This is a genomic window from Archangium gephyra (assembly GCF_049060025.1).
Lineage (GTDB): Bacteria > Myxococcota > Myxococcia > Myxococcales > Myxococcaceae > Archangium > Archangium gephyra_A.
In genome coordinates, this window is sequence record NZ_JBMEQQ010000002.1 from 2146726 (window position 1) to 2160906 (window position 14181).

The 14181-nt window shown below is 70.3% G+C and carries 11 protein-coding genes and 1 pseudogene; 5 read left to right on the top strand and 7 right to left on the bottom strand.

Annotated features, from left to right (window positions below):
* The first annotated feature begins 254 nt into the window (after positions 1–254).
* Together ACN28I_RS09260 and ACN28I_RS09265 are read left to right on the top strand one after the other, a co-directional pair.
* The gene (locus ACN28I_RS09260) at positions 255–1811 is read left to right on the top strand and encodes a hypothetical protein (protein WP_420941716.1); all 1557 of its coding nucleotides are present in this window, start codon (positions 255–257) and stop codon (positions 1809–1811) included.
* Positions 1812–1849: 38 nt separating this feature from the next.
* Positions 1850–2365, top strand: a complete 516-nt coding sequence (locus ACN28I_RS09265) for a hypothetical protein (protein ID WP_420941717.1) — start codon at positions 1850–1852, stop codon at positions 2363–2365.
* Here the strand turns inward: ACN28I_RS09265 and ACN28I_RS09270 are convergent.
* Entirely contained in the window at positions 2343–2804 is a 462-nt protein-coding gene (locus tag ACN28I_RS09270) for a sensor histidine kinase (protein ID WP_420948605.1), read from the bottom strand. The two genes, ACN28I_RS09265 and ACN28I_RS09270, sit on opposite strands and share 23 nt — an antisense overlap.
* Positions 2805–3318: 514 nt before the next feature.
* A pseudogene (locus ACN28I_RS09275) lies at positions 3319–4242 on the bottom strand (PAS domain-containing protein); the annotation flags it as partial.
* A 145-nt stretch (positions 4243–4387) separates the two neighbouring features.
* Between ACN28I_RS09275 and ACN28I_RS09280 the strand changes: the two are divergent.
* From ACN28I_RS09280 to ACN28I_RS09290, 3 genes are read left to right on the top strand one after another with little or no spacing between them, the layout of a single operon-like run.
* Entirely contained in the window at positions 4388–5503 is a 1116-nt protein-coding gene (locus tag ACN28I_RS09280) for a serine/threonine-protein kinase (RefSeq protein WP_420941718.1), read from the top strand.
* Positions 5458–7818, top strand: coding sequence for a WD40 repeat domain-containing protein (locus tag ACN28I_RS09285; protein ID WP_420941719.1), 2361 nt, complete (start codon positions 5458–5460; stop codon positions 7816–7818). The genes ACN28I_RS09280 and ACN28I_RS09285 overlap by 46 nt, the downstream gene beginning before the upstream one ends.
* A 2-nt stretch (positions 7819–7820) precedes the next feature.
* On the top strand, positions 7821–8282 hold the full coding sequence (locus tag ACN28I_RS09290; protein ID WP_420941720.1) for a PIN domain-containing protein: 462 nt from the start codon (positions 7821–7823) through the stop codon (positions 8280–8282).
* A 12-nt stretch (positions 8283–8294) separates the two neighbouring features.
* Here ACN28I_RS09290 and ACN28I_RS09295 read toward each other — a convergent pair whose 3' ends face one another.
* The 5 genes from ACN28I_RS09295 to ACN28I_RS09315 form a co-directional block, all read right to left on the bottom strand.
* Positions 8295–8630, bottom strand: a complete 336-nt coding sequence (locus tag ACN28I_RS09295) for a Carotenogenesis protein CarS (RefSeq protein ID WP_420948606.1) — start codon at positions 8628–8630, stop codon at positions 8295–8297.
* Between the two features lie 657 nt (positions 8631–9287).
* On the bottom strand, positions 9288–9800 hold the full coding sequence (locus tag ACN28I_RS09300) for an RNA polymerase sigma factor (RefSeq protein WP_420941721.1): 513 nt from the start codon (positions 9798–9800) through the stop codon (positions 9288–9290).
* A 167-nt stretch (positions 9801–9967) separates the two neighbouring features.
* On the bottom strand, positions 9968–11764 hold the full coding sequence (locus tag ACN28I_RS09305; protein WP_420948607.1) for a PAS domain S-box protein: 1797 nt from the start codon (positions 11762–11764) through the stop codon (positions 9968–9970).
* On the bottom strand, positions 11667–12620 hold the full coding sequence (locus ACN28I_RS09310; protein ID WP_420941722.1) for a sensor histidine kinase: 954 nt from the start codon (positions 12618–12620) through the stop codon (positions 11667–11669). Before ACN28I_RS09310 ends, ACN28I_RS09305 begins: the two co-directional genes overlap by 98 nt.
* Positions 12617–14158, bottom strand: a complete 1542-nt coding sequence (locus ACN28I_RS09315) for an ATP-binding protein (protein ID WP_420941723.1) — start codon at positions 14156–14158, stop codon at positions 12617–12619. The genes ACN28I_RS09310 and ACN28I_RS09315 overlap by 4 nt, the downstream gene beginning before the upstream one ends.
* Positions 14159–14181 lie beyond the last annotated feature (23 nt).

Genomic DNA, 14181 nt, shown 5'->3' on the forward strand with positions numbered 1-14181 from the left:
AAACAGTCAAGTCACCGGGGATGCTTGTCATTGGCTCACACCGTTGACGCTCCCCTATCGGCGAACCTGGCTCGGCTTGCGCCGCGGTGCGGGACGGTGGTACGCCCCAGGGTACAACGCGTCCGTCTCATTCCTGACAGCAGGACAGGAAACCCGGGCCCAGTCTGGTTGCCATGAAAGGCAGCGGGGGAAACAGCATGCACATGTTCAGCAGGGCTTCGACACGCCGCATCGGGCGTGTACCGGCATACGCCATGCTCGTCGCCTTGGCGGCGGGATGCCCCGGGGGCGGAGGCGGAGGCGGCGGTGGCGGGGGAATCGGCAAGGGCAATGGGGCGGTCAGCGGCAAGGTGACCTACGACTTCGTCCCGGCGACCTACTCGGCGACGACGGCCACGGGAACGCTGGGCTTCGCCCAGGCGGAGAAGCGGCCCGTGCGCAACGCGGTCGTCCAGGTGCGGCAGGGAACGACCGTCCTCGCCACGACGAAAACGGATGAGCAGGGCAACTACCAGCTCGCCTACACGGCCGGGGGCATCGGAGCGATCACCCTCGAGGCGCTCGCCAAGACGGACAGCCCGCGGATCCAGGTCGAGGACAACACGGACGGGAACGCGATCTGGGGGATTGGCAGCACGATCACCACCGCCAACACGTCGGTGAACCTGCACGCCGGCCACGGCTGGTCGGGCAGTGCCTACGACGCGGCCCGCCGCTCGGCCGCACCCTTCGCCGTGCTCGACTCCATGTACACCGCCGCCAAGGCGTTCATGGCGGTCCGCCCGGTCACCTTCCCCGCGCTCAAGGTGAACTGGAGCCCGGACAACGTTCCCCAGGGAGGCGACAAGGCGAGCGGCTTCATCAGCACCTCGCACTTCTCCCCGGCGGAGAATGAGATCTACATCCTCGGCAAGGCGGGCGCGGACACCGACGAGTTCGACAGCCACGTCATCGTCCACGAGTGGGGTCACTACTTCGAGAACAACCTGTCGCGCTCGGACAGCCCCGGAGGCCCGCACGGCCGGGGTGACGTGCTCGATCCGCGCATCGCCTTTGGCGAGGGCTACGGCAACGCCCTCGCGGCCATCCTCCTGCCCGAGTCCCTGTATGTCGACACGGTCTGGGGTGGAGCGGGTGGGACGCTGACGGCCTTTGGCATCGACGCCGAGACCGAGCCGCTGGACACCGATGATCCGAACCCCGGGGTGTTCTCCGAGACGAGCGTGCACCGGCTCCTCTATGACCTCTACGACTCGGGCACCAACGAGTCGGGGTACGACCAGATCTCCGTGGGACTGGGCACCTTCTACGACGTCCTGGTGGGCAAGCAGAAGACGACGCCCGCGATGACGACCATCGCCTCGTTCATCACCACGCTCAAGGAGCAGCCGGGCGTGGACGCGGCCGCGGTGAACACCCTGCTCGCCCGCTACGACATGGGCCCCATCTCCTCTGTCTGGGGCGAGGGCGACTCGCGGATGCTCCCCATGTACAGCGGCGTGTACTCCTTCCCGTACAGCAACAGGCTCACCCTCGACGGGGGCTACGCGTACAACACGTGGTACCAGAACCAGTACTACGTGTTCTATGGCGATGGCTCCCGGGTCACGGTCTCGGCGACCTCCACGGATGACGTGGGCATCGAGCTCTACAAGCAGGGCGAGGTCGTGGGCGCCTCCGACAACAACCTCTCCGGCACCGAATCCTTCAGCGTCACCACCGAGAACCGCGAGACCTACGTCCTGGTCGTGACGGGCTTCAAGGAGACCGAGGGCAGCTACAGCGTCTCCATCTCCATCACGAGCCCGTGACCGGGTCCCCTCCCTCGCCAACGAATTCAGGAGCACACATGAATCGAAAGACTTTCGCTGCCGTCCCGGGCTTCCTCGCGCTGCTGGCCCTGGCGGCCTGTTCCTCCTCGACGAAGTCCACGCCGCCCTCGGCCGCCTCCACCGCCGCGACGGAGCAGCCCGTGCACGGCAAGATGCAGGCCCCGGTGGTGGTGAATGCCCAGCTCGAGGAGTCGTCCGCCCGGGTCACCGTGCGCTTCGACTCCCCGGCCACCGGCGTGCGGGTGAGCGTGCATGGCCTGGACGGGCTGACGGTCACCAGCCAGCCGACGCTCGCCGAGGGCGTCAACTTCCCGGAGGCCTCGACGGCCAGCTACGACGTCGCCTTCACGCGGGGCGCCGGCCGCTCGCACCTGGTCGTCTCCGTGTCCGGTGAGTTCAAGGGCGCCCAGCGGTCGCGGGTCGCGAGCTTCGCGATCGGCACCCCCACGGACGCGCAGCGTTCCTCCAACGCCACCAAGGCCGAGGGCGCCAACGGCGAGCGCATCAAGATCATGCCCGTCGACCCGCAGTAACGTGGACTCCGGGCCCTGGCCGGTCGTCTCCGGACGTCCCGGCCAGCGGCTCGCCACGGGTGGGCAGCTCGAGGATGAAGGTGGCGCCCTCGCCCGGGCCCTCGCTGGTGCAGGAGAGCGAGCCGTGCAGCTCCTCGGCCGCCAGGGCGCTGAGGTGCAGCCCGAAGCCATGCCCGTCCTTCTTCGTGGTGAATCCCTGGGCGAAGAGGCGGATCAGATGCTCCGGGGCAATCCCCACCCCGTTGTCGGCCACCTCGATGCGCAGCCGCCCGGCCGTCCCCGGCCCCACCCGGAGCGAGAGTTGCTTGTCCGGGCGCCCGCTCTCCAGCAACGCATGACGCGCGTTGCTCACCAGGTTGAACAGGATCTGCAGCAGCTTGTGCCGGTCCGCCCACACCGGTGACACCGGGGCGTACTCGCGCAGGACCTGGATGCCCACCCGCTCGAAGGCCAGGGCGTGCAGGCGCAGCGCGTCGTCGAGGAGCCTCCGGCACCAGCAACTCTTCCCGCATCCCGGAGGAGCGCGCGTACTGCTGCTGCATGCGCACCACGGCGTTGATGTGCTCCACGCTCGAGGACAAGGTGTCCATCTCCGTCAGCACCCGCTCGCGCTCCTCCGTGAGCCGCCGTGCCAGCTCCCTCAGGTAGGCCGGGAACTGACGCCCCCGCGGATCAACGGTGAGGAAGGTGCCCAGCTCCGCCTCGTTCTCGTCCAGCAACTCCACCGCCCGGCTCACCCCGGCCACGTGCAGGCCGCGCAACTGCTCGGTCACCAGGCCCGCCGAGACGTTCACGCTGTTGAGCGCGTTGCCCAGGTTGTGCAGCACCCCCGTGGCGATCTCCGCCATGCCCGCCTCGCGCGACACGTCCAACAGGTTGCGGTGCATCTGGCTCAACCGGGCCTCGGCCTCCTTGCGCGCGGTGATGTCACGGCCGAAGAGGGTCGTCCCCACCACGCATGCGTCCTCGCCCTTCACGGGGTTGATGGTCAGCTCCAACGTGAACGGCCGCCCATCCAACGGGAGGCTCAGTTCCTCCCGCACCCGCTCGCCCTGGAGGGCCCGGTCCAGGAACCCGAGCCACCGGGCCCGCTCCTCCGGTGGGAAGTCCTTGAAGGCGGCCTCCCCCACGTGAAGCTCCCTGCCCATCACCCGGCGGCAGAGCTGTCTCGCCGCGTCGTTGGCGGTGGCCACGTGCCCCCGCGCATCCACGGAGATCACCAGGTCATCCGTGCTCTGGAGGAGGCTGACCAGCTTGCCCTCGCTCTCGCGCAGGGTCCGCAGCGTCCGCTCGACCCTGGCCTGGGCCTCGTCCCTCGCGGAGACGAACAGCCAGCCCACCGCCCAGGCACACAGCACGTAGAGGGCCGCGAAGACGCACAGCGTCTGGCCGGGTTCCGTCAGCGAGCCCCAGGTGTGGAGCGGGAAGACGAGGCCCACGTTCACGCTGGCGAGCACGGAGAAGAGCAGGCCCAGGCGCCACCCCAGCAGGTAGACCGACAGCACCGGGATGAGCATCACCGAGGCATGCGTGGCCACCGCCAGCTCCTTCAACTGGAGGCTGCTGTTGATCGTCCCCGCCGTCACCAGCGAGCACAGCAGCAGCGCCAGGGGCCGGGTCGAGGACGCACGGCGCAGCAGCACCAGCGCGCCGCCGAAGCCCATCGCGCACACCAGACTCACGAGGATGAGGCTCCAGTGGCCCGGGCCTGGCAGCACCAGGAGGAGGATCAGCGCGTCGCAGGCGAGCAGCCCCAGGCACGTCCCCGCCAGCAACCGGGCCCGGCCGAGCTCGAGGGGAGAACCCCGGCGCAAGGACTCCGAGAGGAAGCCATCCAATCGCGCCACGAACCACGCCCACGGACCCTGGCTCATCATCGGACTTCCCCCCCTGGGTTCCTGAAAGCTTCAGCCCCCTACAAACCGGATAGTGCCATACCTTCCAGCCCTGGCAGGCGGGGGGGCAGGCGTATCCCGGACAGGTGGAGCCAACGGCGGCCTCTTGCCGTAGACTGGTGGCGCCATGAGCCAAGCCAGGCCGACCGAGGCAGGCGGGTCCATCGACGCACGGGAAAATCCCGGGACCGACAGCACCTTCACCGTCCAGCCCGGCGGCGCGCCGGAAGATGCCGAGGCGGGGACCCGGACCACCCTGCTCTCCGCCCGGCAGGCGGGCACGGAGGGCCCTTCCCCGGGGTCACTGCCGGAGGTGGATCCATCCCGCTATTCCATCACCGGAGAGCTGGCCCGCGGCGGCATCGGCCGCATCCTGCGCGCGAGGGACCTGCGGCTGGACCGGCCCGTGGCCATCAAGGAGATGCTCGCGCCGGCCCGCGGAACCGAGCCCCGCTTCGTGGCCGAGGCGCTCGTCACCGCGCGCCTGCAGCATCCCGCCATCGTGCCCGTGTACGAGGCGGGACGCTGGCCGGGCGGCGAGCCCTTCTACTCCATGAAGCTGGTGTCCGGCCGCTCGCTGGCGGACGTCATCTCCGAGCGGAAGACCCTGAAGGAGCGGCTGGCGCTGCTGCCCCACGTGCTCGCGGTGGCCGAAGCCATGGCGTACGCGCACTCCGAGCGCATCATCCATCGCGACCTCAAGCCGGCCAACGTGCTGGTGGGGAACTTCGGCGAGACGGTCGTCATCGACTGGGGTCTGGCCAAGGACCTCTCGCGCGACCACGGTGCCGAGTCCAGCGAGGCCCCGCCTCCCGCCGCTCCCGCCGTGGACGGTGGCCTCACGCGGGTGGGCACGGTGATGGGGACGCCGGCGTACATGCCACCGGAGCAGGCCGAGGGGCAGCCCGTGGACGAGCGCGCCGATGTCTATGCCCTGGGCGCCATCCTCTACCACCTGCTGGCCGGGACCCGTCCCTATGAGGGGAAGACCTCGGAGCAGGTGCTGCAACGGGTGGTGGGCGGCCCGCCGCCGCCGCTCTCCGAGCGCCAGAAGCACATCCCGGAGGATCTGCTGGCCATCGTGACCAAGGCCATGGCGCGAGCTCCTCCGGGCGCTACGCCACCGCGCGCGAGCTGGCGGAGGATCTGCGGCGCTTCCAGACGGGACAGATCGTCGGGGCCTACCACTACTCCCGGATGGAGCTGCTGCGCCGCTTCGTCCGGCGCTACCGGGCCGCGATGATGGTCACGGGAGTGGCGCTGGTCCTGCTCGCCACCCTGGGCGTGGTGAGCGTCCGCCGCGTCGTGTCCGAGAGGGATCTCGCCCACAAGGCCGAACAACGGGCGCGGGCCAGGGCCGACGAGCTCCTGCTGATGCAGGCCCGCGATGCCGTGGAGAAGGATCCCAACAAGGCCATCGGCTGGCTCAATGATCTCTCGCCCGGCTTCGACCGCTGGAGCCAGGTGCGGACCATCGCCGCCAATGCCCGGGCCCAGGGGTTCGCCTCCGTGCTGAACGGCCACCAGCAGGCCGTCAACGACACCGCCTTCACGAGCGATGGCCGGTATCTCCTCTCCAGCAGCGACGACCACACGCTGCGCGTCTGGGATGTGGAGCGGGGCGAGGGCCGGATCTTCTCCGGACACACCGACGAGGTCTGGCGGATCCAGCTCCTCCCCGGCGGCCGACGGGTCATCACGAGCGGCAAGGACGGCACGCTGCGCGAGTGGAACCTGGAGACGGGCGAGGGCAGGTTGTTCGCGACCCTGTCCGGCCCGGTCTCGGCGTTGGATGTCGCCTGTGGGGAGCGGTGTTTGATCGCCGCGAGCCGGTCGGATGACGTGCTGCACATGTGGGACCTGGGCACGGGCGCGGCGCGGACGTTCCACACGGGCGTCAAGGGAATCGATCAGCTCCTCCCCTCGCCGGACGGGGACCATGTCTTCGTGCGCGGCTACCACTCCCAGGCCTCCGAATCGGCGATCGGGAGCCTGACGCGAGGCACCTTCCAGTTCGTGAAGGAGGCGGGGATCGTCTGGGCGGACGCGTTCGCTCCGGACGGCAGGCTCTTCACGGGCAGCACCACGGGAGAGCTGTACGCCTGGGAGCCTCGCAGCGGAAAGGGGCGGCTCCTCGCGGGAGGACTGGGCACCCTCACGGCGCTCGTCTTCATCCCGGGCAGCTCGACGCTGGCGCTCGGCAGGCTGGATGGGGCCGTGCGGCTCTGGGAGAGCACCACCGGACAACTGACGGAGCTGCACGGCCACTCCGGGCGGATCACCAGCCTGAGCACCTCCCCGGATGGCCGCTGGCTGGCCTCCGGCAGCGACGATCGCACCGCGCACCTGTGGGAGCTCTCCACGCGCGAGGTCCGCATCCTGCGCGGCGCCCGGGAACACACCAACCCCGTCCTCTTCTCCCCCGACAGCCGGCGCCTGGCCGTGGCCAGCGCCGATGGCCAGGTGCGCCTGTTCTCCGTGGAGGCGGAGAGCCATCGCATCCTCGCGGCCGTCAAGACGACGCAGATCTCCCTGTCGCTCTCGCCCGATGGCCGGCGGCTGGCCTCCCTGTCCTCGAACGGGGAGCTCCGCCTCGTCGATGCGGCCTCGGGCACGGTGCTCCTGGAGAGGGGCGGACTCCCCTTGAGCGCACTGGGCTTCTCCCCGGATGGCCGGTGGCTCGCCGCCAGCGCGCCCGATGGCCAGGTCCATCTGTGGGATGCCACCACCGGACGCGTGGAGCGCTCCCTCGCGGGTCACTCGCTCCGCGTGTCCACCCTCGCCTTCTCCGGTGATGGCCGGTGGCTCGCCACGGCCGACGAGGGCGGCGACGTGCGCCTGTGGGAGCCCTCCGCCGGAACGGGACGGTTGCTCGGCGGTCACGGCAAGCGGGTGTGGCAGGTCGCCTTCTCGCCCGAGGGCACACGGCTCGCCTCCGCGAGCGCGGACCGGATGGTGCGGTTGTGGGACGTGGCCTCGGGACGTTTCGAGGTCCTGAAGGGCCACGAGGACTCCGTCCGCTCCCTGGCCTTCTCCCCGGATGGGCAGCACCTCGTCACGGGCGCCATGGATCACACCGTGCGTTTCTGGGAGCTGGGCAGCGGCCAGAGCCATCGCATGGACGCGAGCGGCGCGGGCGTGCTGGAGGTCCTCTTCTCCCCGGCGGGAGACCGCGTGGCCAGCCGGAACCAGAAGGATGGGCGCTTGTTGATCTGGGATGCCCGGACGCGCCAGCTCCAGCTCACGCTGCGCGGCCCCCATGGCGAGGTCCGGGACATCGCCTTCTCTCCCGACGGCACACGGCTGGCCGCGGCGAGTCTCGACAAGACGGTGTGGCTGTGGGACCTGGCCACCGGCGAGGGCCGGATGCTGCGCGGCCACAGCGGGCAGGTGGGCTCCGTGGAATTCCTCCCGGATGGCCGCGGCCTCGTCTCCACGGGCGAGGACGGCACCCTCCGGCGTTGGCTGGATGATCTCCCCTCGGACAGGGAGGCACTGCGCGCCTGGATGAAGACCATCACGGGCGAGGAGCCCCCGGCCGGAGTCTCCTGGCGTTGACCATGTCCCCCGTGCCCTCCTCGCCGCCGTTGCCCCTGGTGCTCGACACCAACGTGGTCCTGGACCTGCTGGTCTTCGACGACCCCACCGTGCGTCCCCTGGCCCAGGCCCTGACGGCGGGCGAGGTCACCGCCTGGGCGGATGTGGACACCCTGGGGGAGCTGGAGCTCGTCCTCGCCTACCCCTCCTTCGCGTTGGACGAGGCGGCACGATACGCGGTCCAGGCCCGCTACCGGAGCCTCGTGCGCATGGCCGCCGAGGAGCCCGGAATGCCCGTGCCTCCCCTGCCCCGCTGCCGGGATCGGGATGACCAGAAGTTCCTCGTCCTCGCCGCGCGCGTGGGCGCCTCCTGGCTGGTGAGCAAGGACAAGCGGGTGCTGTCGATGGCCGGCCGCAAGGATCTGCCGTTCGGCATCCTCAAGCCGCGGCAGATGGTGGAGCGGCTGCCGCGACGGGAGCGCTGAGCGGGCGCCGCCTCAGGTCATCCGCTCCAGGTCGCGCCGTTCCACTTCCCGCATCGACTGCCTCAGCTCGGCGATCCGCCGCCTCGCCCACTCCGGCGCCAGCTCGAGCTCCTCCGGGAAGAAGAGATCCTCGCCCACGTCGCCGACGCGCACCTGGATGAGCGGATCATGCGGGTACTGGAGGTCCGGGTCATCGAACACCAGCGCCACCACGACGCCGGCCTGGCCGAGGAACCGCCGGTTCATGGAGTCATCCGCCGAGGTACCGACGATCTTCACCGTCTCGCCGATGCGCACGGGAGCGCCTTCCACGTCCTCGAAAACGATGAGAGTGGCATCCTGGATCATGGCGCGAAAGACCGGGGTTCGAGGGACTTGGAGACGGCGAGCGTCGCGACGGCGGCGATCGCCCAGGCGGACAGGTGGTAACCCAGAACGTGCTGCCAGCTCAGGGTGCACGCGAGCTTCTCCCAGGAAGGCGCCCGTGGTTCCCACGGAGAGACCGGCCAGGAGGGCACGCAAGGGACGGAAGGCGGCGCCGCGCAGGACGGCCACCGCCACGGCGAGCGGGAGGAGCGCCACCCCGATGTGACTGGCCGTGCAGACCCACTCCGGCAGGGTTGAGGCCTCGGTGGCCGGGCCCCGGGTGAGGACGAGCGCCGCCGCGCTGGCCAGGGCCATCATCACGCCCCACGGCTCGAGCTTCCGGCCGCGCGGAGAGACCGCGGCCCAGGCGCACACCGCGCTGGTGGCCCAGAGCAGGGCCAGGAGCGGCGCGCGGCCCAGCAGGACGGCACCGGACGTCCGCCCCAGCAGGAGCAGCACCCCGGCCACCCCGGCCGCCAGGCCCGCCGACGCCGCGAACACCCACGTGGCCTGCGTCCGCCAGCGCCGCACCGGACGAGGGTGCGCCAGCTCCTGGCGAGCGGCGGACAGCGCCCGCTCCCTGGCCGCGCTGTCGGTCCGGAGGCTCCTCGGCGAGCAAGGCATCGATGGACGGTCGCATCAGGCCTCCTCCAGCCCATCCAGCAACTGCCGGAGCTTCTCGTATCCCCGGTGCGCCCGGACCCGGGCCGCGCCCACGCTGATGCCTCGCATGGAGGCGATCTCCTCGAACGACCACCCCTCGACCTTGCTGAGGATGACCGCCTCGCGCTGGTCCGGGTGAAGCTGCTGCAGCGCATCCTCGATGTGCCTGCGCATGCCGGGATCGCCCACTCCGGGTGGGACCGACGCGGGCGAGGGATCCCGATCCTTCGCGTACGCCTCCACGTGCTGGCGGCGGCGCAGCGCATCCCGCGCCGCGTTGGCGGCGATCGTCAGCAACCAGGGAGCGAAGCGCGTGCCCGGCTCGTACCGGCCCCTCGCCCGGACGACGGACAGGAAGGTCGTCTGCAGCAGATCCTCCGCGAGCGGCCCATCCCGCACCATCCGCGCCAGGAAGCCCTGCACGCGTCCGGCATGCCGGGCGAAGAGCGCCTCGAAAGCCGCCTGGTCACCGTCGCAGAAGCGTTCCATGAGCCTCTTCGTCCGTGGGACTTCGCATCTCCTGACTCACGTACGATTCACCCCGGAAAACGTTTCCGCCCCCCTGCGACCCCAGGGGAAAAAGCGGTTGCCAGCCCCCTCGCCGCCGCGGCATGACATACCGCGTCACCCGGGCGGGGCCGGGCGGCTGAGCCCGCTCAGGGCGCGGGAGCCACCGGCAGGGAGAAGGAGAAGGTGGCTCCCTGCCCCAGGGCGCCCTTGCCCCAGGTCCGGCCTCCGTGGCGCATGATGATGCGCCGCACGTGCGCCAGGCCAATGCCCGTGCCCTCGAACTCGCTGGCACGGTGCAGCCGCTGGAAGACGCCGAACAGCTTGTCCTCGTAGGCCATGTCGAAGCCCACGCCGTTGTCCTTCACGTGGATGACGAGGCCTTCCTCGCCCCGCTCGGCCGTCACCCCGATGCGGGCCTCCTCCCGGGGCCGCGTGTACTTCACCGCGTTGCCGAGCAGGTTCTTGAAGACGAGCCTCAGCATGGCGGGGTCTCCCCTCGCCTCCGGCATCGGCCCCACCTCCAGGAGGATGTGCCGGCCCTCGCGCTCCGGAGCGAGCTCCTCCCACACCTCCGCCACCAGCGGCTCCAGTTGCAGGAGGGACTGGCGCATCTCCACCCGGCCCATGCGGCTGAAGGCGAGCAGATCATCCACGAGCTGGCCGCCCCGCCGCGCCGACTCGGAGATGGTGCGCAGGTAGCCCTGGGACTTGGCGTCCAGGACGCCGCGGGCATGGCGCTCGAGGAGCTCGACGAAGCCGGTGATGTGGCGCAGGGGCGCCCGGAGATCATGGCTCACCGTGTAGCTGAAGGACTCCAGCTCCCGGTTGGCCTCCTCGAGCTGCCGGGTCCGCTCGCTCACGCGCTGCTCCAATTGCTGGTTGAGCAGCCGCACCGCCTCCTGCACCTCGCGCTGCACGGTGATGTCACGCGCGGCGGCGAAGATGAAGCCATCCTCCGTCGAGGGAGAGGTCGTCCAGGCCAGCCACCGCCAGGAGCCGTCCTTGCACAGGTAGCGGTTCTCGAAGTGGAGGGCGTGCTGGCCCTGCTCGATGTCCGTCAGCTCCTGGACCGTCCGCTCCCGATCCTGTGGGTGGATGAGATCCAGGAAGGGTTGGGCGAGCAGCTCCGCCTCGCTCCAGCCCAGCACCCGCGAGAAGGCCGGGTTGACGCGCTTGAAGCGGGCGTCCAGGCCCGCGATGCAGAACATGTCCGGCGCCAGTTGGAAGAAGCGCTCGCGCTCCACCTCCGCGCGCTTCTGGACGCTGATGTCCGTGGAGATGCCGCACAGGGCATAGGGCTGGCCCGACGTGTCCAGCAGCGGGAACTTGATCGAGTGGTACGCGTGCAGCCCATCCACGTGGGGTGCCCACTCCTCCGACTCCACGGGGCCGTTGCGGCGCAGCACCTCCACGTCATTGCGGCGGAACGCCTCGGCGATCTCGGGACTGTAGAGCTGCTCGTCCGTCCTGCCGAGCAGCGCCCCACGATTGCGGCGGATGAAGGACTCGAAGGCCCTGTTGACCAGCAGGTAGCGGCCCTGGAGATCCTTGACGTAGATGACGGGCGGGGCCGCGTCGAGGATGGCCCGGTAGTGCGCCTCCTCCCGCGAGCGGAGCTGCTCCAGCTCGTGGTTGCGCCGCTCCAGCTCCTCGCGGACACGCTTGAGCTGGACGAGGTTGCGCACGCGCACGCGCACCTCCTCGGCCGAGAAGGGCTTCACCAGGTAGTCCTGGGCGCCCTCGCGCAGCAGCTTCAGCTTGAGCGCTTCATCGTCACTCGTGGACAGCACCACGATGGGCACCCCCTCGAGCGACTCCTCCTGGCGCAGCGCGGCCACCAGGGCATCACCGCTCAGCCGGGGGAGCTGGAGGCCGGTGAGGACGAGGTCCGGCCGGAGCAACCGGGCCTTCTCGAGCGCCTCCTGGCCATCGAAGGCGGAAATGACGCGGTAGTCCTCCTGGAGCGCATCCAGCAGGAAGCGGTGGAGCCTCCGGGTTGTCCTTCACCACCAGCACGGCCGGGCGTACGGTGTCCTGCGTCCGGGCCTGGGCGTCGGCCGGGGTCCGCTCGTCCACCTGGGGGGTGAGTGCCTCCAGGATGCTGCGCAGCGCCAGGCCCGCCTCCAGCCCCCAGGCCACCTCGGGAGCGCGCCGCGTCACCTGTGTGCCCTCGGGCGCCTGACAGGGCAACTCCACCTGGAAGAGCGCCCCGCCGCCCCGCGCCTCCGTCACGCGGACGAGCCCGCCGTGCAGCGCGACGAAGTCGCGCACGAGGGACAGGCCCAGCTCCGAACCCGGCTGTCCGCGCGTGGCCTCCTGCCCCGAGTCCTCCACCTCCAGCAGCGCCCGCTCGCCGGGAGCCCCGTTCACCGACAGGCGGACGCGTCCACCGTCCGGAGTGGACTTGAAGGCGGTGGACATCAGGTGGATGAGCACCCGCTCCAGCTTCTCCACGTCCACCTGCACGGAGAGGGGCCCGGGCGCGTCCACGGTGAGGGTGATGTGCCGCAGGAACACCAGCGGCTCGAATTGCCTGGCCACCTCGCGCACCAACGCGGCCAGATCCACCTCGGCGTACGCCAGCGTCATGTGCCCCACGTCCATCCGGGCGGTGTCGATCAGATCATCGACGTGCCTGAGGAGCTGGACGGCGTTGCGGCGCATGACGTCCAGATCCCTGCGCTGGACTCCGGTGAGGTTGTGGCCGTGCACGAGCAGGGACTCCGCGGGCCCGAGGATGAGCGCCAGGTGGGTGCGCAGCTCGTGACTCACGTTGGAGAAGAACTGGGAGGTCTTCATGGGAGAGGCATCCGCGGCAGTCGAATCTGGAAGGTGGTGCCCTCTTGCTCGCAGGAGCGGACGCCCACCGCGCCCCCATGGGCCCGGACGATCTGATCCACGATGTAGAGGCCCAGCCCGATGCTGCGGCGGGAGTTGTCGGAGGCGTCCTCGCCGCGCTGCAGGGGCTGGAAGAGGCGGCCGATCAACCCGGCGGGGATGGGCTCGCCGGTGTTGTGGACCTCGATCTCCACGGCGTCCGCCTCCCCCACCACCGACACCGAGACGGGCGCATCCCGGGGCGAATACTGGAGGGCGTTGCTCACCAGGTTGCCCAGCACCTGCGCCAGCCGGTCCGCGTCCCACAGGCCCTTGCCCGCGTCCTGGTAATGCTCGTGGAGCTGCCGCCCGGGGTGGTTGAGCCCCACCTCCTGCAACACCTGCCGGACGAGCGCGCGCAGCTCCACGTTGCCGCGATGCAAGGGAATGCCGCCACCCAGGCGCGCCCGGGTGAAGTCGAGCAGATCCCGCACCAGGCGGGTGGCGCGCTCGGCGCTGGTGAGGATGAGGCGGGCGTAGAAGGCATCCCGCTCGCCCAGGGACGCCTGGTGCACGAGCCCCTCGGCGCTCATGGAGATGGCCCCCAGGGGGTTGCGCAGGTCATGGGACACGATGCCGATGAGCTGCTGGGCGAACTCGGCACGCTGGAGTGCCTCGGCTTCGGCGGCCCGGTGCGCCGTCACGTCCTGCATGGCCCCCACCATCCGGCTGGCCCGGCCGTGCTCGTCCCGCACGAGGAAGCCGCGGTCCGCCACCGTGGCATAGCGCCCATCATTGCGGCGCACGCGGTATTCGATCTCCCACCGATCGCCCTCGGGTGATTCGACGACGGCCTGGAGGCCCTGCAGCACGCGCGGGAGATCCTCCGGGTGGACGGCCTCGCGCCACCACTGACCGGTGGGGTCCACCTTCTGATCGCGATAGCCGAACTGCTCCCAGACATCCTCGTTCCGGGTGATCTGGCCCGTCTTCAAATCCCAGTCCCAGAGCGCGTCCCGGGTGGCCTTCACGGCCAGCCGGTAGCGCTCCTCGCTCTCCCGCAGGCGCAGCTCGGCCTGCTGCCGCTCGGCACTCTCGCGGGCCTCCCGCAGGGCACGCTCCACACTCGGCACCAGCCGCTCCAGGCGATCCTTGAGGACGTAGTCGGTGGCGCCCTGCTTGAGCAGCTCGATGGCGCGCTCCTCCCCGAGCGCTCCCGACACGAAGATGAAGGGAAGCTGCGGCCGGGTGCGGCGCGCGAGCTGCAACGCCGACAGGCCATGGAAGCCCGGGATGTTGTAGTCCGAGAGGATGAGCTGATGGCGGCGATCGGCCAGGGCCTCGGTGAAGGCCCCATCGGAGTCCACGCGGGTGAACTCCACGGGGAGTCCTCCCCGCTCCAACCGCTCCTGGATGAGCTCGGCATCGAGCGGGTCGTCCTCGAGGAGGAGCACGCTCAGGAGAGACCCTGTCCGGGAGCCCGCTTCCCGCGGGGCCTTGGAGATGGGGGCGAAGCTCATTCGCCCCCCTTCAGTACGGGCGC